The 17,837-nt window shown below is 36.0% G+C and carries 12 protein-coding genes; 7 read left to right on the plus strand and 5 right to left on the minus strand.

Annotated elements, in window-relative coordinates; all coding sequences use genetic code 11:
• Positions 1-208: 208 nt before the first annotated feature.
• The 3 genes from CHRYMOREF3P_RS21570 to CHRYMOREF3P_RS21580 all read left to right on the plus strand — a co-directional run bounded on the left by CHRYMOREF3P_RS21570 (position 209) and on the right by CHRYMOREF3P_RS21580 (position 5,021).
• Positions 209-2,836: a T9SS-dependent M36 family metallopeptidase gene (locus CHRYMOREF3P_RS21570; protein ID WP_232539081.1), complete on the plus strand. Its 2,628-nt coding sequence runs from the start codon at positions 209-211 to the stop codon at positions 2,834-2,836.
• A 125-nt stretch (positions 2,837-2,961) separates the two neighbouring features.
• Positions 2,962-3,948, plus strand: a complete 987-nt coding sequence (locus CHRYMOREF3P_RS21575; RefSeq protein ID WP_077415246.1) for an EamA family transporter — start codon at positions 2,962-2,964, stop codon at positions 3,946-3,948.
• A gap of 80 nt (positions 3,949-4,028) precedes the next feature.
• Positions 4,029-5,021: an alpha/beta fold hydrolase gene (locus CHRYMOREF3P_RS21580; protein ID WP_180565490.1), complete on the plus strand. Its 993-nt coding sequence runs from the start codon at positions 4,029-4,031 to the stop codon at positions 5,019-5,021.
• A 136-nt stretch (positions 5,022-5,157) separates the two neighbouring features.
• Here the strand turns inward: CHRYMOREF3P_RS21580 and CHRYMOREF3P_RS21585 are convergent, their stop codons facing one another.
• Positions 5,158-6,300, minus strand: coding sequence for an MFS transporter (locus CHRYMOREF3P_RS21585; RefSeq protein ID WP_180565491.1), 1,143 nt, complete (start codon positions 6,298-6,300; stop codon positions 5,158-5,160).
• Between the two features lie 75 nt (positions 6,301-6,375).
• Here CHRYMOREF3P_RS21585 and CHRYMOREF3P_RS21590 point away from each other — a divergent pair, with 75 nt between their 5' ends.
• A complete protein-coding gene (locus tag CHRYMOREF3P_RS21590) occupies positions 6,376-7,158 on the plus strand; it encodes an AraC family transcriptional regulator (protein WP_180565492.1) in 783 nt (260 codons plus the stop codon).
• Between the two features lie 200 nt (positions 7,159-7,358).
• Here the strand turns inward: CHRYMOREF3P_RS21590 and rplS are convergent, their stop codons facing one another.
• Positions 7,359-7,715, minus strand: a complete 357-nt coding sequence (gene rplS / locus CHRYMOREF3P_RS21595) for a 50S ribosomal protein L19 (RefSeq protein ID WP_047376947.1) — start codon at positions 7,713-7,715, stop codon at positions 7,359-7,361.
• Positions 7,716-8,008: 293 nt separating this feature from the next.
• Here rplS and CHRYMOREF3P_RS21600 point away from each other — a divergent pair, with 293 nt between their 5' ends.
• A complete protein-coding gene (locus tag CHRYMOREF3P_RS21600; RefSeq protein ID WP_180565493.1) occupies positions 8,009-10,747 on the plus strand; it encodes a fibronectin type III domain-containing protein in 2,739 nt (912 codons plus the stop codon).
• Positions 10,748-10,947: 200 nt separating this feature from the next.
• On the opposite strand, the gene CHRYMOREF3P_RS21605 is transcribed toward CHRYMOREF3P_RS21600, so the two are convergent.
• The gene (locus tag CHRYMOREF3P_RS21605; protein WP_180565494.1) at positions 10,948-12,477 is read right to left on the minus strand and encodes a membrane-binding protein; all 1,530 of its coding nucleotides are present in this window, start codon (positions 12,475-12,477) and stop codon (positions 10,948-10,950) included.
• A 370-nt stretch (positions 12,478-12,847) separates the two neighbouring features.
• Between CHRYMOREF3P_RS21605 and CHRYMOREF3P_RS21610 the strand changes: the two genes are divergently transcribed.
• A complete protein-coding gene (locus CHRYMOREF3P_RS21610; protein ID WP_047423619.1) occupies positions 12,848-13,549 on the plus strand; it encodes a CoA transferase subunit A in 702 nt (233 codons plus the stop codon).
• A gap of 49 nt (positions 13,550-13,598) precedes the next feature.
• On the opposite strand, the gene CHRYMOREF3P_RS21615 is transcribed toward CHRYMOREF3P_RS21610, so the two are convergent.
• On the minus strand, positions 13,599-15,401 hold the full coding sequence (locus CHRYMOREF3P_RS21615; protein ID WP_180565495.1) for an ABC transporter ATP-binding protein: 1,803 nt from the start codon (positions 15,399-15,401) through the stop codon (positions 13,599-13,601).
• 122 nt (positions 15,402-15,523) lie between these two features.
• On the opposite strand from CHRYMOREF3P_RS21615, the gene CHRYMOREF3P_RS21620 reads away from it, so the two are divergent.
• Positions 15,524-16,177, plus strand: coding sequence for a CoA transferase subunit B (locus tag CHRYMOREF3P_RS21620; protein WP_180565496.1), 654 nt, complete (start codon positions 15,524-15,526; stop codon positions 16,175-16,177).
• 624 nt (positions 16,178-16,801) lie between these two features.
• Here CHRYMOREF3P_RS21620 and CHRYMOREF3P_RS21625 read toward each other — a convergent pair.
• Complete coding sequence (locus tag CHRYMOREF3P_RS21625; protein WP_180565497.1) at positions 16,802-17,611, minus strand: DUF4197 domain-containing protein; 810 nt, start codon at positions 17,609-17,611, stop codon at positions 16,802-16,804.
• Positions 17,612-17,837: the final 226 nt, after the last annotated feature.

The following is a 17,837-nucleotide window of genomic DNA, read 5'->3' on the forward strand; positions in this document are numbered from 1 at the left end:
AATGAAATAACCACATCAAAAATATATTAAAGCGGGATAAATATAATGTGGTAGGAGTAAATTTATGGTGACGTTCTCTTTATTGAGAAATATGTAAAGTCGTATTAATTCGATGGTTTTTCAAGTATTCATTTATTTTTAAATTTTAAATAAAAAAAATATTGAAGATTTGTGAATTATTTGTAGATTAGCGGCTTTAATAATGGATATGAAAAATAAAGCTCTACCTCTTTTATTTGCGGTATTTTCTGCATTTCCAACAGTATTGTTTGGACAGGATAATGAAAAACTGATTAAAGATTATATTTCTCAAAATAAAATAAGAGAATATAAAAAATCTGATCTTAATAATATCATTGTTGATAATGTAGATCCGTCAAAATCATTGAATGGTAATGTTGTTAAATTTCTACAGACATATAATGGTTTACCCATTTACAGCTCTGTAGGTACAGCATTGATTAAAGACAGTAAAATTGTTTATTATACAGATAATTTTGTAAAAGACTATACTGCATCTACATCGGGCACGGCTGTTATTAATAAAAATACAGCTCTTCAAAAAATTGCTGAAGACCTGAAAAACCCTGATATTGCAAATTTTACAATTCTTGAATATCTTGAAAAGACTCAGAAAAAAGCAACATCAGCCAATCAAAGACTTGTATATACCAACGACGAGAGTGGAAACCTGCGTTTGGCTTATGAATATACCTTAACAGAACCAAAGTCTCCAAATTTCTGGAATATTTTAGTAGATGCCAACAATGGGAATATTCTGTTAAAAAATAACCTGACTTTATCTTGTAATTTCAATCATGATGCTTACAGCTCAGATGCTGATTATAGCCATGCTGATCATTTTGAAAATACCCTAATGGGGCCTCAAAATAATGTAGCACAGAATAACATTCCGTTACTTTTACCGGATAATGCATCATATAATGTATTTCCATTGCCTATTGAAGCACCTACTTTTGGTTCAAGATCAATCATTACTAATCCTTGGATATTAAGTGCTTCTCCTGAAGGATGGCATTCTGATGGTACTAATCATTATACTGTCACAAGAGGAAATAATGTTTTTGCTTATGAAGATGCTGCAGGAACAGCTTTAACAGCGCCTGATTATCTTACAGGAGCTCCGGCAGATGGTGGGGCCACAAGAAATTTTGATTTCCCTTTTAATATCAATGAAACTCCGTTAAGCAACAGGAATGCTGCTATTACGAATTTATTTTATCTGAATAATAGAATTCATGATGTTTTCTACAAATTTGGATTTACAGAATCTGCCAGAAACTTCCAGCAGAACAATTTTGGTAATGGACCTGTAGGAGGAGATGATGATTCTGTATATGCAGAGGCGCAGGATGGCAGCGGATTAAATAATGCGAATTTCTCTTCAGGGCAGGATGGTTATAATGGTAAAATGCAGATGTACCTTTGGTCTCCAGTTGGAAGGGTATTCTACTATAATGCACCTACTGCAGCCGTTTCCCGTACACCGGGAGCTGGAACTGCACAGTTTGGTGCTCCATTACCTATGAGCGGAATAACAGGAGATGTAGCTCTTTCATCAGTTTTGGATGGTTGTACAGCTTTGCCTGTAAGTTCATTGACTAATAAAATAGGACTGGTTGAGAGAGGAACATGTTCTTTTGCTATTAAAGTGAAAAACCTTCAGGATGCCGGAGCTAAAGCGGCTATTGTATATAATAACGCAGCGAATGGAGCTACTATAGGTAATATGGCAGGGAATGATCCAACAATTACAATTCCTTCAGTACTTATTACCAATGCAGAAGGAGAATATATCAAAACTCAGATGGCAGCAAGTACAACTGTAAATGTTACCCTAAAAGGAAATATGACTCCTGATGGAAGCTTTGATAATGGAATCGTAACTCATGAATATGGTCACGGAATATCCAACAGAATGACAGGTACAGGATATAACTGTCTGAATGCAGGAGTGAGTAGAGAACAGATGGGAGAAGGATGGTCTGATTTCTTCGCTTTAATGCTGACTAATAAAGCTGGAGATAATGCTACTGTAGCAAGAGGTACAGGTACTTATGCATTAGGTCAGGCGATAACAGGTGCTGGTATCAGACCTGCAAAATATTCAACAAGTCTTGCTGTTAACGGATTTACATATGGAGATACAAATGGAATGGAATACAATAACGGATCAGCAATCGTTCCCGATGTACACTCTATTGGTTTCGTCTGGGCTACTATGCTATGGGATCTTCACTGGAAATATGTTGAAAAATATGGTTATTCTTCAGATGTATTATCTACAACGCCTAACGGAAGTACAAAAGTATTACAGCTGGTAACAGATGCTTTGAAGCTTCAGACATGTAACCCTAGCTTTATTGATGGAAGAAATGCAATATTAGCTGCTGAGTTGGCAACAACTGGAGGTGTTGACAAATGCATGATCTGGGGAGTTTTTGCAAGAAGAGGTTTAGGAGTGAATGCATCAGCAGGAGTAAAAAATAATATTAATGATCAGGTTCAGGACTTTAATGTACCAGAGACATGTTTATTGGCTACTAATGAAGTGAATGGTGATAAGAATAAGAATATTTCTATCTATCCAAATCCTGCTAAAGACGAGTTTTATATCAACTTCCCAAGCAATACTCTTGGAAAAGTAAGTGTAGAACTTTATGATATGTCAGGTAAATTGGTTTCTTCTGAAGATAAAATTTCACCGGATGCTAAGAAAGCAATTTCTACAAGCAATCTGGTAAACGGAACTTATATGGTTAAAATCAAAGGACTTGGTTTTGAAGCAGCTTCAAAAGTAATGGTTAAAAAATAATTTACTTATTAATTAATTTCAAAATCGCCGCAAGCTTGCTTGCGGCGATTTTGTTTATCTATCATTATAACACTTCAGATAGGTTTAATTTATATGTTGTACCTTTGCAGGCTGTTAAAAAAATTATGAAGAAGAAAAATATACTAAAAGGTGTTTTATTTGTAGGGATTGGAGCTAGTATATACGGTATGTTGGCCACTTTTGTGAAAATGGCATACCATGATGGTTTCACCACTTCGGAAGTAACGACTTCCCAGTTTGTATTAGGTTTGACAGGACTTTTGATCCTCAATCTTATTCAGACTCTAACCTCAAAACAGAAGTTATCGCTGCCAAATTCTAAAGAAGTCAGAATGCTACTGCTTGCCGGAACTTCTTTAGGAGGAACAAGCTTATTCTATTATATTGCTGTACAGTATATCAATGTTTCAATTGCTATTGTATTGTTGATGCAGTCGGTATGGTTCAGTGTAGTGGTGGAAAGTATCATTACAAAAAAACTGCCTAACGCGAGGAAAGTAGTTTCTGTAGTTATTGTATTGCTGGGAACAGTTTTGGCAACTAATCTTATTAATATGGAGATAGAGCTAGACTGGCATGGGGTTTTCTGGGGATTAATGGCAGCCGCTTCATATACCTTGACGATGTTCACATCCAATACGCTGGCTACCCATCTTCCGGTTTTCAGGAAAAGTATTATCATGTTGGCTGGTGGTTCTGTAGTGGTTTTTGCATTTTTATTCTTTGCTCAGATTGGGCCTATGTATTTTGATGGTTTAAAATCATTATACTTAAATTTTACAGAAAATACAGAGCATATTCACTCATTCAATTATTCAATATTCCTGACATATGGATTTGTGTTGGCTCTTTTTGGAACCATTATCCCACCGATTTTATTCAATGTAGGATTTCCGAATGCAGGATTGGGACTGGGAAGTATTGTTTCTTCACTGGAACTTCCGGTTTCCGTAACGATGGCCTTTGTTTTACTGGGTGAGAAAGTATTTCTGATCCAATGGATAGGAATTACCCTGATCCTTTTTGCTATTGTTCTGATGAATTTACCGTCAAAGAAAGAAAAAGCAGTTTCAATGGCAGAATTGTCTTAAAAATATTTAAATAAAATAATAGTTGAAACCGTTCCTTTTGGAGCGGTTTTTTTAATTTTAATCCTTTAAATAAAAGTTTCATGAAATATTTCAGAAATATAATGGCCGCTTTTACATTGACGGTCTCAGGTTTTATGTTTTCACAGGTAAAACCTCTGGATGCAATGCTGTCTGATTATCAATATCCCTATGAAGTTCATTTTTTTAATTTCAAGTCGCAGGGCGAAGAGTTGAAAATGGCTTACATGGATGTAAAACCACAAAAGCCTAATGGAAAAACAATAATGCTTCTCCATGGGAAAAACTTCAATGGGGCTTATTGGGAGAGGACAGCGAAAGATCTTTCTGCTAAAGGATTCAGAGTGGTGATTCCTGATCAGATAGGATTTGGAAAGTCTTCAAAACCCCATGATTACCAGTTTTCTTTTTCACAGCTGGCAGAAAATACGAAAGGAATTCTTGATGAACTAAAGATTGATAAAGCAATCGTTCTGGGACATTCAATGGGAGGAATGGTAGCGACCAGATTTACATTACTATATCCAGGGAAAGTACAGAAACTGATTCTTGAAAACCCGATCGGACTTGAAGATTATAAAACTTTTGCTACTTATCAGACCATTGATCAGGCGTATCAATCTGAACTTAAAAATACATCGGAAACCTATAAAAGTTATCAGCTGAAATTCTATTATGATAACAAATGGAAAGAAGAATATCAACCATGGCTTGACTTAATTGCAGGGTGGACGCTTCATAAAGATTATCCTCAGGTAGCCTGGGATGCAGCACTCACCTCAGATATGATTTACAACCAGCCCGTATGTTATGAATTTAAAAATATAAAAGTTCCTACACTCCTTATTATCGGAACAAGAGATAGGACTGCAATCGGGAAAGATAGAGCTCCCAAGGAACTTCAACCGAAAATGGGGCAATATCAGGAGCTAGGAAAGAAAACTCAACACGAAATTGCCGGTTCAAAGCTTGTTGAGCTTGACAATGTAGGACATCTTCCTCATATAGAAGTATATCCTCAATTTTTTGAAGCTCTATATCATTTTATACAATAGAATAAGCTTAATAACTATAAAATATTTGAAACATTAAGTTGGATAAGTGATTAGAATATTAAGTTATTTTATTTACTATTTTATCTTTAATGAAATTTAACCATTCTGACTCTTTATTAAACTTAATGTTTCAAATTTATTGCTCCCTGTGATTAATGAGTAGTAAAGCACACACACCAATTCCCGAAAACAAGATACAGGAAATTCCTAAATTCTGTATAAAACCAATGCTTATAAGGCCTAAACCTATCAGGATATAATAAATAAGTCCCAGCAAAGCTCCGGCACTTCCGGTTTCGTTTTTATAATTGATGAGTGCAGTACTCAGAATATTAGGAATTACAGTGCTGAATGCCATCACAATGAAGAAATATGGAATTAAAAAGTATATCCCTTTACTTGCCAGAATCCATACAAAAATAGAGGCGATAAATGCAGTAAATGTACCTGCTTTAACTAAATGTTTAGGTTGTAGATTCCTCAATAACAGGAATCTGTTAAGTTTTGCTCCGGCAAATGTTCCACCAGCCAATATAACACTACTGTATCCGAAAACATAAGAGGAATAATGATATTCTTTAAAGATAAACGGAGCCAGTGAGTAGTAAGAAAACAGCAAGACATTAAAACTCATAATCAGTAAGCAGCACTTTATGATGGCTCGGTCACAAAGCATCCTCTTTAATAAATCAGTTAAAATACCCATGTTGATTTCTTTTACTGAATGGTGGGTTTCTGAAATTTTCTTCCGGGAAAGAATGAAAAACAGCCCTGCAAGCAGGCATAAGGTTATAAAAATTCCCTGATGTCCAACAGAAGAAGACAATACTGATCCGGTAATCATTCCTATTACAGGACTTATGGATAAACCAATCCCGATCCAGGAAAATACTTTGCTGATGTTTTTTTGATCATAAGTATCTCTTAAAATCGTTTGGGTTACAATAGAGCCGACGGAGATTCCAAATGCAGAAATAATCCTGGCACTAAGGAGAATCATGAAATTAGGCGCAAAAACAGCTGTCAGTGTTCCAATGCCATAGGTGATAAGCCCATATTCAAGGGATTTTTTCCTTCCGATTCTGTCACATTGAACTCCCCAAAATGCAACTCCCAGAGCAAATGCTATAAAATATAAGCTAATCGTAAGGGCAACAGATTCTTCTTTCACTCCGAACTGTTCCTGAATCATTGGCAAAACCGGGCTATAAATGGTTTCTACAAACTGAGGAAGCATTACAAGTACAGTCAGCAGCCAGATAGGATTTGTCTTTTTCATTTTTTTCTGCAAAGTTTCCAAAATTTCAATGTATATTTATAATGATATAAAAACAAAAAATATCAAAAATAAGACATGTCTGTATTGGAACAAAATGAAGAGTTTGATGCGGATTCTATTCGGGAAAAAGTCATTGGAATAGCTTCTGATATGGTGATGCATGATTCCGGCTTTCATTTTCATACAACGAAAGCTCAGCTGCTATATGCACCTTCTGGCTGTATGACAGTCACTACTTCTGACAGGCAGTTCGTTCTTCCTCCATTCAGAATGCTTTGGATTCCTGCCAATGAGAGGCATAGGGTAAATTTTAGAAATATTGTAGCTTACAGATCAGTCTATTTTGATAAATGCTATGCAGAAAAATATATGAACTCCAGCCTTAAAGTTCTGCATGTAAATCCATTATTAAAAGAAATTATAGAAAGGATCTGCTTTTGGGAATGGTCAGATCTCAGAAATGATCAGGTCAGTCTGCTGAATGTATTTTGGGATGAAATAAGCAGAGCTCCGGAGGAAAAGCTGGAACTTAAAATACCGCAAGACAGACGTTTAAAGAAATTTTCAGAAGAGTGGACTCTGCGCTATGCTATGCCGCCGATGTTGAAAGACCTTGCCGAAAAGGCTGGGGCAGTTGAGAAAACAATCAGCCGTATTTTTAAAAAAGAAACAGGGTTGTCTTACCAGGAATGGAGGCAGCAGTGGCGGTTGCAGCGATCGATTGAACTTTTGGTAGAAGGTAATTCAATAGGAGAAGTGTCTCATATTTTAGACTTTTCATCAGACAGTGCTTTTATAGATTTTTTCAAAAAACAGACGGGAACCACACCTTTGCAATATCTCATAAAACATGAGTAATATTTTTTGTAGGTAATAAATAGTTCGGATAGTTCTACACCCTGTCAAGGTTTTAAACCTTGACAGGGTGTACATCGTTGAATGATATTGATAATTTAGAAACAAAAAGGAACTTCAAATAGAAAATAAAGAATGTTTTAAACAAGAAAAGAGACTGTTTACGGATAAACAGCCTCTTTTTGTATGTATTGTTGTCTGAATTATTTCTTCTTGTAAGCAGCGTCTTTGATTCTTGCTTTCTTACCTCTAAGGTCTCTGAAGTAGTAAATTCTAGCTCTTCTAACTCTACCTTTTCTATCAAGCTCAATTTTTTGAAGCGCAGGCAGGTTAATAGGGAATACTCTTTCTACACCTACATCACCACTCATTTTTCTGATAGTGAAAGTTTTTGTAGAACCAGTACCTCTTAATTGGATAACTGTTCCTTTGAAGAACTGAGTTCTTGTCTTTTGTCCTTCTTTAATTTCGTAATACACAGTAATTGTATCACCTGCTTTGAATTCAGGGAATTCTTTTTTCGCAATGTACTTGTCTTGTACGTACTTTAATAAATCCATTATTAATAAATAAAATGTTAAAGCTAAGCAACTTACACGTTCTTCGTCAGAGGTTGAATAACAGGTTGCAAATGTACAAAATAGTTTTCAAATATGCCAAATAATTAATGTACTAAAAACTATAATTTTTTCATTCAGGTTTTGCTGAAAAATTAATGGTTTCTTTAAAATACCATCAGACAGAGTTTATATGGGAAACCTACTTTTGCCCGAAGTAAAAAATCCGAACAGCGATTTTTTAAATTCCTGATTCACAACTTAAAACTATATGTTATTTTAAAACTAAAGCTATTATGAAACATTATTTCTTCTTTTTTTGTTTCGCGGTCCAGATGGCTTTCGGACAGGTTTTGTTTCCATATTTACAAAACCCAACCCCGAATTCTATGATCGTCAATTGGAAAACAGCTTCCAATAATGAAACAACTGTAATCTACGGAAATTCTCCAACGAATTTGAACGTGACGGTAACAGGGACAACCAATATCTTCTCAGATACCGGATATAATAACAACTATTATTATCACACAGCAAAGGTTACCAATTTGCAGCCGAACACTAAATATTATTATAAGATAAAAACGGGAACCAGTGAATCTGCCGTTTATAATTTCAGAACACTTCCTTTGCCGGGACAGGCCGTAACTGCCAATGGAAAGATCCGTTTCCTTATTATGGGGGACAACCAGATCAAAGCAGAGCCAAGATATGATACGCTTACTTTGAATGCGTATAAAAAATTAAAGGAAAAATTCGGAGCTGCTTCAGATCCGTCAGATAATATTGCCCTTACTTTTATGGTGGGTGATCAGGTGGATGTAGGAACATTGGACCATTATGAGAATGTTCACTTTAAAAAGAACATCAAATTATCACCTTATCTCCCTATCCAGACAACAGTAGGAAATCATGAAACCTATGGAACGATGGGAATGAATTCTTACTATGCCCATTTTTATATTGATGAAATTAGTTATAAAGGGATAAGCTCAGGAAATGAAAATTATTATGCTCAGCAGGCTGGGAACGTGTTATTCGTAAGTTTAAGCTCAGAACATACGGGTTCTGCACAGCAGACATGGCTTCAGCAGATCTTAACAGCAGCTAATAATGATACTACAGTAGACTGGATCATTTCTTTGAGCCACAGACCTTATCAGGCTGAGCAGTATGTAGGAGATATCTCTACATGGGTAAGAGAAAATGCAGTACCGCTTCTGGTAACTTCGGATAAATATTTAATGCACGTTGGTGCTCACCACCATTTATATCACAGAGGTCAGCTGAAAAATACACCGAATTATCAGATTATTTCCGGAGGAACTGCTTGGGATCAGTATTGGGGAATGTCTAATGAAAAAGATTTTGATGATGTTCAGAAAACCTTGACAGACTGGACGTATCAGATCGTAGAAGTAGATATTCCGACAGGAAAAGTGGATATTGAATGTTATTCTATCGGAGGAGTATACAACAAGAAAAATAATGTACTGGTAGATTCTTTCCATAGGTATAAAAATCAGCCTAAACCGGCAAAACCATCCATTACAAACACTTTTACGGGTACTACTACTTTACCTTTGACATTGAATGGAAGTGCATTTTCTTCTTCAAATAATGAACTGTTGAACACGACACAGTTTCTGATCAGTAAGACATCCAATTTTTCTGTGATTGAAAAGGAATTTTACCGTGATTTTGAAAACTGGTTCGGAAAAGACGGAAACGGAACTCCTGATAAAACCAAAAATCTGAATGATGGAGTAGACATTACAAAAGCAACCTTGGCTTCGAACTCTATTCCAAACGGAATTTATTACGTGAAAACCCGTTACAGAGACAGAAACCTGGAATGGAGTGACTGGAGTGATGTGAAACAGTTTGAAATCACGGGAAGTGTAGTTTCAAATCCTACATTTACTTTAAATAAAACAGAATATGCCCAAAATGAAGCCATTACCGCTACTTTCACAGGAGGTCCCGGAAATCAGCAGGATTGGGTAGGAATTTATAAAAAAGGGCAAACGCCGACCAGTACTACTTCACAAGTGTACAGTTATACTAATGGACAGGTAGCAGGAACGGTTACGTTTAATAATGGTATGGCAAATAAAGGTCAGTATTTTGCAGGATTTTTTGCTAACGGAGGGTATACAGAAATCACTCCAAGAAAAGAATTCTATGTAGGTCCGAAAGTTCAGCTGCAGACAACTTCTGATACGTATCCCGTAGGAGGAACGGTTGTTCTTAATTTTACAGACGGGCCTAATTTACAGAAAGACTGGATTGGAATTTATAAAATGGGACAGACTCCGGGAACTACAGCTTCTATCAAATGGAGCTATGTAACGACTGCATCAGGAACATTGAATTTTACAGGGCTTCCGAAAGGATACTACTACGCTCAGTATCTGCTGGAAGACGGATATAACGGAATCGGGGAGAAGGTATTCTTTAAAGTAGGAGATATCGTTACAGATCTTTGGATCAATAAACCGGTATATACTTTAGGAGAAAACATTACCGCTTCATGGACAGATTCCCCGGGAATTATCAAAGACTGGTTAGGAATTTACCCTCAAAGTGTTCAGACACCGGATGATAATTTTGTTTCCTATACGTATTTTGACGGTGTAACTCAGGGGACAAAAACTATTCAGGGAACAGCAGTGCCTGCCACACCAGGAAACTATTATATGGTCATGTTTACCAATGATTCTTATACAGAAGTTTCAAACAGGGTACAGTTTCAGGTAACCTCACCAACATTAGGAACGGAAGAAACAAGAAGTACAGAGAAAAATGTAGTGTTGTATCCAAACCCAACCAAACCGGGACAGCCTACTTTCATCAAAAGTGATTACCCGATTGAAAAAATTGAATTGGTCTCAGCTTCTGGAGAATTACTGTATGTGTCAAAAAATATCAATAACCAACGTTTCTCTTTGGTGAATGAGAATCTTCCGACGGGCGTTTACTTCGTTAAAGTACACGGAAGAAAACTATTTACTTTAAAGCTGATTATTCAGTAACAGGTAAACGAAACCCAATTATAATTTAGAGACTGCTGAAATAGCGGTCTCTTTTTTATTGTTTAAACATAACGCCTGCTCAATCTGAACAATTTGCAGAAATGTTTACCACAAACATTTGTGAAAATCTGTGTCATCTGCGTTTAAATAAAAAGGCGATTCCAAAAATTGAAACCGCCTTTCATATGTTTATGCAGTGATTAGTCTAAATATAGATCATCTTCGCTTAATGCCGCCGGATTTTCGGTAGAAGCATATTCGTCCGGAATATCAGCCAGTATTTTGGTTTCCTGAAGAAGCCTTCCATCCGTACTGTAAAGTTTTAAGAGTACCCATTTTCCATTGCGTTCAAGTTCTTTAACTCCGTTTAAGGTGTTGAACTTTATTTTTCCGCTTTGTAAGATACCTGCTTTTACAGAAGATTTATTGGCGGGTTTCCCTTTTACATACTGTACAATTTGTGCTGTGAAAAAGTAATCATTATCTCCGTCTTCACTCAAAGGCTGGTTGTAAGTGTATAAGAGAATACCTTTATTATCATAGATAGTGGCGTCGTAAGCTGTTTGTTTAGAATTTAATTTCTTCTCAGATTTCAGCTTTTTCTCTTCAGTATATATTTTAGTATTCACTAAAACGCCTTCCTTATATTGAGTTTCGGTAAATCCTTCATAGGCTGTACCATTATAAGGCATTTCATCTTTATAGGTTAAGGTAGATTTCAGTTTTCCATCCGGAGAATAATATTTAATCTCCTGGGTAACATCGTCTTTTAAAATTTTCTCAGATGATAATTTTCCTTCTTCGTCAAAATATTTACTGGTGATGATTGAGCCGTTTTTATATACATCAATAGAAGATATCAGTGCATAATCATAATTAAGCTGATAATCTTCACCCTCTGTCGGCTGGTAAATATCATTCTCTTTATCGTACTTATAAATAAGGTGGCCTATTTTTTTACCGGATTCATCATAAGTGGTTTTATAACCGTCTTTTTTGTTTCTCTTCTGTTCCTGAAGCAGCTGTCCATTTTTAGCATAGATGATACTTTCCTTTATACTGCCGTCACTTTTAGTTTTTTCGATTTTCGAAATCCTCATTGGATTCGGATAATAATCTACCTGCAGTCCCTCTCCTGAACCCGAAGGAGATGTACCAATAAGTTTCCCTTTCTCACCGTAATATTTAGTCTCATAATTACCGTCTTTGTCAGAAGTGGTTTCATATCTGATTCCTTTAATATCATCATCATAAATAATGGTCTTTATGGGCAGAGAATTTTCATAATTGGTTATCGTGTTATAAAAAGATTCATTTTCAGGATCCTTGTATGACACCATTTTTCCAGTAAAGTTACCGTCAGCTTTGTAGACCATATCTTCTGTAATCCGGCCTTTATCATCATAAGACTGAGAATCTCCCACCTGCTTTCCGTTAGAATAAGTTACGGTACTCATGATCTTTCCTTCAGGAGTGTACCAGACTACTTTTCCGTCAAAAACTTCACTGTTGGGAGTTGCATCAGAAGCAAGTCCTTCCATTTGAAGTTTTCCGTCCTTATAAAAATCTTTGATAAGGGTGAGTTTGCCTTTAGGAGTCGTTTCACGGTAATATTCCATTTTATCCTGAGTGGTTTTTTCCCAATTTTCATCAAAATATGTTTTTTCTTGTGCATACACATTGATGCTGAGTACCAGGGCAAGTAATGCTGAGGTAAATAATTTTTTCATGTTTTATTTAAGGTTTGATTTTGTATATGATTAATGTGATGGTATAATGTTGAAATATTCTCTGAAGAGATCAGAAGAAGTAAAAGGGCAATAATGGTCTGCCGTAAAATAATTTTTATATTAAAATTGTGTTTAAGTCAATGATATCCGAAATAAGAATACACTGTATCTCTGGATTTGAAGCCTCAAATATAAATCAAATTGACGAAAAATACCACAAAAACGAACAGACTTGTTCATTTGTTTTGATAAAAGTTTGATTTTTATAGTTTTAAATATCGAAAAAAAGGATTCTATTCAGGATCATTTTGGTTCATCGGATATACCGGAAAATTTATTAAATTTAGCCAACAGAAAAATCTAATATTTCATGATAGATAAAAGAGTAAAAAATGCAAAGGAGGCCATCGAAGGAATTCAGGATGGAATGACACTGATGCTTGGCGGATTCGGACTTTGCGGTATCCCGGAAAACTCAATCAATGCTTTGGTAGAAAGTGATGTGAAAGATCTGACTTGTATTTCAAACAATGCAGGAGTAGATGATTTCGGATTAGGATTACTGCTTCACAAAAGACAGATCAAGAAAATGATCTCTTCTTATGTAGGAGAAAATGCTGAATTTGAAAGACAGATGCTTTCAGGTGAGCTGGATGTAGAACTTACTCCACAAGGGACCTTAGCTGAAAAATGCAGAGCTGCCCAGGCGGGAATTCCTGCTTTTTATACTCCTGCAGGATACGGAACTGAAGTAGCAGAAGGAAAAGAAGTAAAAGAATTCAAAGGGAAACCTCACATCCTGGAGCATGCTTACGAAGCAGACTATTCTATCGTAAAAGCATGGAAAGGAGACCACGCCGGAAACCTTATCTTCAAAGGATCTGCAAGAAATTTCAATCATCCTATGGCAGGAGCTGCGAAGATCACGATTGCTGAAGTAGAAGAACTGGTAGAACCGGGACAATTGGATCCCAACGAAATTCATATTCCGGGAATCATGATTCAAAGAATTTTCCAGGGAGAAAAATTTGAAAAAAGAATTGAGCAGAGAACAGTAAGAACTAAAGAATAAGCTCGAATAATAAAATAAAAAAGCGCTGAAAATATTTTCAGCGCTTTTTTTATGCTTGAGGATTCAGTGTTTTTCTTTCTCCGATTTGTTGTCTCCACATGGCGTAATAAAGGCCTTTTTCGGCAATCAGATTGCTGTGGGAGCCTGTTTCCACTACCTGCCCACGTTCAAGAACATAGATTTTATCAGCATGCATAATTGTACTTAAACGATGTGCAATAAGTACTGTAATTTGTTCTCTCTCTTTTGATATGTCCTTAATGGTTGTAGTAATTTCTTCTTCAGTAATACTGTCCAACGCAGAAGTAGCTTCATCAAATATCAGCAGATGAGGTTTTCTTAAAAGCGCCCTTGCAATGGCAATTCTTTGCTTTTCACCGCCACTCAGCTTCAGACCGCCTTCACCAATAACGGTTTCAATTCCTTTTTCAGCCCTTTCCAGCAATGCTGTACAGCTCGATTTCTGTAAAGCAACAGCCAGTTCCTCTTCAGTAGCTGAAGGATTTACGAAAAGAAGGTTTTCTTTAATAGTTCCTGCAAATAACTGGGTATCCTGCGTTACAAAACCAATTTGATTTCTCAGTTCATCAAAATCAAACTCCTTTCCATTAATTCCATTGTAAAAAATATTCCCTTCCTGAGGTCTGTACAGTCCAACCAGCAGTTTTACCAATGTACTTTTTCCGGAACCGCTAGGCCCTACAAAAGCAATAGTTTCTCCGTTTTTAAGATCAAAAGAGATATTATTCAAGGCTTTATACTGAGCAGACTGATGTTTGAAAGAAACATGTTTGAATTCCAGCTCTTCAATAGCGCCAATTTGTTTTGGATGAAGAGGCTTTTCTTCTACTTCTTTTTTCATTAAACGGTCAAAATTCTGAAGAGAAGCTTCTGCTTCACGGTAAGAAATAATGATGTTCCCGATTTCCTGCATAGGCCCGAAAATAAAGAAACCATAAAACATCAGAGACAGATACTGCCCTGGAGTCACAATATTTTTAAAAATTAAATACAATAAAGTCAGGGTAATCATTTGCTGGAGAAAATTCACCATCGTTCCCTGGATAAAACTTAAAGAACGGATGCTTTTTACCTTTCTCAATTCAAGACCAAGGATTTTATAGGTATTGTTATTTAAACGGATTACTTCCTGATTGGTTAATCCTAAACTTTTAACAATCTCAATATTTCTTAAACTTTCTGTAGTACTTCCGGCTAACGCTGTTGTTTCAGTAACAATGTTTTTCTGAATTACTTTTATTCTCTTACTCAATAAATTGGTGACAATAGCAATAAAGAAAATTCCAGAGATATAAACCGGCATAATAGACCAGTGTAAACGGATCGCATATACTGAAACGAAGATAATACTCACCAGAATTCCGAAGAAAATATTGATGAAATTAGTAATGAATTTTACCGTATCTTCTCTTACTTTCGTTAAAATAGACAAGGTTTCACCACTTCTCTGATCTTCAAACTCCTGAAAAGGCAACGCCATGGAATGTCGAAGACCATCTGTGAATATTTTTGCTCCAAATTTTTGGGTAATCACACTTACTACATAATCCTGAAAAGCTTTTGCAATTCTACTTACCATGGCCGTTCCGATAAGTAACCCTAGAAAATAAAATGCGCCATGGTATACTGTGCTGCCGTAGAGATATTCGTTAAGATTTCTGGGCAGCAGTTTTTCTTTATCAAAAAAATTAGGGTGAGTAACCAGCTGATCCAGGATATTTCCTGTAATAGCCGGCGCAAATAAAGAGAAAACCTGATTAATAGTAGCCAAAAATAAAGAAATGAGAATCAGCCACTGATAAGGTTTAAGATATTTAAAAAGTATTTTCATTCTGTTAAAATAATGAGGCAAAATTACAGATATTATTTTAACTAACAGTGTTAATTATTGAACACAACAAAGCTCTTTTGTATTCAAGTGAAAATAATTAAATTGCAGTCTAAGTTTTTATTATGCTTACAAAAGAACAAATTGCCAAAAGAATTTCAAAAGAACTGAAAGATCGTTATTATGTAAACCTGGGAATTGGGATTCCTACTTTGGTTGCCAACTATGTTCCGGAAGGTATTTCCGTAGAATTCCAGAGTGAGAACGGAGTTTTGGGGATGGGGCCTTTCCCTTTCGCAGGAGAAGAGGATGCTGATATCATCAATGCCGGAAAACAAACCATTACTATTTTAGAAGGAGGTTCATTCTTTGATTCTGCATTCAGTTTCGGGATGATTCGTGGTCAGAAAGTAGACCTTACTATCCTTGGAGCCATGGAGGTTTCAGAAAACGGAGATATTGCCAACTGGAAAATCCCCGGAAAAATGGTGAAAGGAATGGGAGGTGCTATGGACCTTGTAGCTTCTGCTGAAAATATTATTGTTGCAATGATGCACGTGAACAAAGCGGGAGAAAGCAAAATCCTTAAGAAATGTACTCTTCCTTTAACAGGAGTCAACTGTGTAAAAAAAGTGGTTACTGAATTAGCTGTTCTGGATGTAACTCCGGAAGGTTTCAAACTCGTGGAAAGAGCACCGGGAGTTTCAGTAGAAGATATTATTAAAGCTACAGAAGCAGATCTGATCATTGAAGGTGAAATTCCTGAAATGCAGTTCTAATTTGATACAATATAACAGTTTCGGCCTCACAAAGTGAGGCCGAAACTGTTTTTAATGACATAGGAGATCGGAGCGTCAAAAAAATAACTCCTGTGAACGTTAAGAAAATTCTCCTGTCCGAAGCGCGAGACGAATTTGGAACTAATTAACCAATATAGATTTCGCGCAAGTTTAGAATTTTTAGAGAGCAGGAATTATTTTTAGCGGAGAGGTCCCAGTCTTGAATTTTTGTTTCTTTTGTTTCAAGACAAAAGAAATTAAAACCAAAAAAGCTGCCTCAACATAAAACAGTTTTTTTATCATTTAAAATTTGACAAATATCTCTAATGATGACCCTAAAGCGACATAGGAAATCGTAGCGTTAAGAAAATAATCCTGTGAACGTTAAGAAAATTCTCCTGTCCGAAGCGCGAGACGAATTCAGTACCAATTAAGAAATAATGATTTCGCGCAAGTTTAGAATTTTTAGAGAGCAGGAATTATTTTTAGCGGAGAGATCCCAGTCTTGAATTTTTGTTTCTTTTGTTTCAAGACAAAAGAAATTAAAACCCAACAAAAAAGCTGCCTCATCAATGAAACAGCTTTTATATATTTTAACGGTTAGTAGGTCATTCAACCTCTTAATTATTTCCCATCCTGAGCCCGAAATACCTTCTGCAAAATGCTTGTCGTCCTCATTGCAGGTGTATTTCTGATTCCGCTTTCTTTATCGGCTACCATTTTGAATACGCCGTTGATGGTTTCTGTAGTAACATATTCGTTAAGATCTGTTGTTACAGACTGTCCCGTAAAAGTATTATATTTTGAAATCAGATTTTTCCAAAGCGTATCGGCACCTACTTTTCCTAATGAAGCCTTTACTTTAGGCTGAAAAGCACTGAACAGCTGAGATTGGGTTTTTCCCTGAAGATAACTTGTTGCTGCGTTATTACTGCCCAATAAAATATTCTTGGCATCCGTAATGGTCATAGAGGTAATAGCGCTGGTGAAAATAGGAGCAGCTTCCGTTACGGCATCTTCAGCAGCTCTGTTTAATAATTTCACACCTTCATCAGCAAGGCTTCCCATACCGATGGAACGTAAAGTAGTGTCGATCTTTCTTAATTTTTCAGGCATTAAAATTTTTACCGCTTCATTTTTAAAAAAACCATCTGTAATCGCCAGTTTTTTGACTCCGTCCGTTACCCCCATGCTTAAAGCTTCTTTTAAACCTGAAGAAATCTGGGTAGAAGTAAGGTTTCCAAGATTGGCAGATGAATTATTAGTCTGACTGGAAGTTGTGGTGGTAGTGGTTTTAGTACCGTTAGTTTTTACCGGAGCATTCAGATCTACACCTGTTTTATCTTTAACGGCAGATTTTATGATATCGAAAATCTGTGCCTGTGTTGACATTGAGAATAATAATCCGGCTGCCAGAAAAATGTTTTTTTTCATCTTATTTTTTTACAAATTTAAATCTTTTAATTTTTTTAAGTCGTCTAAGTTGATCAAAAAGCAAACCATAATGTACAGAATATAATAGAAGAATATCTAAGAACATGTTTTAGCAAATGGTAAATTGTCCATTCACAAGAATCTAAACAATTGAAGGTGCTTAAATTTTGTGTTTAAAAAGACCCCAAGAGTTTTGAAAAATAATTATCTTAGCTCAAACCTTAAC

Source organism: Chryseobacterium sp. JV274 (assembly GCF_903969135.1).
Lineage (GTDB): Bacteria > Bacteroidota > Bacteroidia > Flavobacteriales > Weeksellaceae > Chryseobacterium.

What these genes read in the sequence shown, in the direction of transcription:
- CHRYMOREF3P_RS21570 (WP_232539081.1), top strand. Translation starts at nt 209, where the DNA reads ATGAAAAATAAAGCTCTACCTCTTTTATTTGCGGTATTTTCTGCATTT.
- CHRYMOREF3P_RS21575 (WP_077415246.1), top strand. Translation starts at nt 2,962, where the DNA reads ATGAAGAAGAAAAATATACTAAAAGGTGTTTTATTTGTAGGGATTGGA.
- CHRYMOREF3P_RS21580 (WP_180565490.1), top strand. Translation starts at nt 4,029, where the DNA reads ATGAAATATTTCAGAAATATAATGGCCGCTTTTACATTGACGGTCTCA.
- CHRYMOREF3P_RS21585 (WP_180565491.1), bottom strand. Translation starts at nt 6,300, where the DNA reads ATGAAAAAGACAAATCCTATCTGGCTGCTGACTGTACTTGTAATGCTT.
- CHRYMOREF3P_RS21590 (WP_180565492.1), top strand. Translation starts at nt 6,376, where the DNA reads ATGTCTGTATTGGAACAAAATGAAGAGTTTGATGCGGATTCTATTCGG.
- rplS (WP_047376947.1), bottom strand. Translation starts at nt 7,715, where the DNA reads ATGGATTTATTAAAGTACGTACAAGACAAGTACATTGCGAAAAAAGAA.
- CHRYMOREF3P_RS21600 (WP_180565493.1), top strand. Translation starts at nt 8,009, where the DNA reads ATGAAACATTATTTCTTCTTTTTTTGTTTCGCGGTCCAGATGGCTTTC.
- CHRYMOREF3P_RS21605 (WP_180565494.1), bottom strand. Translation starts at nt 12,477, where the DNA reads ATGAAAAAATTATTTACCTCAGCATTACTTGCCCTGGTACTCAGCATC.
- CHRYMOREF3P_RS21610 (WP_047423619.1), top strand. Translation starts at nt 12,848, where the DNA reads ATGATAGATAAAAGAGTAAAAAATGCAAAGGAGGCCATCGAAGGAATT.
- CHRYMOREF3P_RS21615 (WP_180565495.1), bottom strand. Translation starts at nt 15,401, where the DNA reads ATGAAAATACTTTTTAAATATCTTAAACCTTATCAGTGGCTGATTCTC.
- CHRYMOREF3P_RS21620 (WP_180565496.1), top strand. Translation starts at nt 15,524, where the DNA reads ATGCTTACAAAAGAACAAATTGCCAAAAGAATTTCAAAAGAACTGAAA.
- CHRYMOREF3P_RS21625 (WP_180565497.1), bottom strand. Translation starts at nt 17,611, where the DNA reads ATGAAAAAAAACATTTTTCTGGCAGCCGGATTATTATTCTCAATGTCA.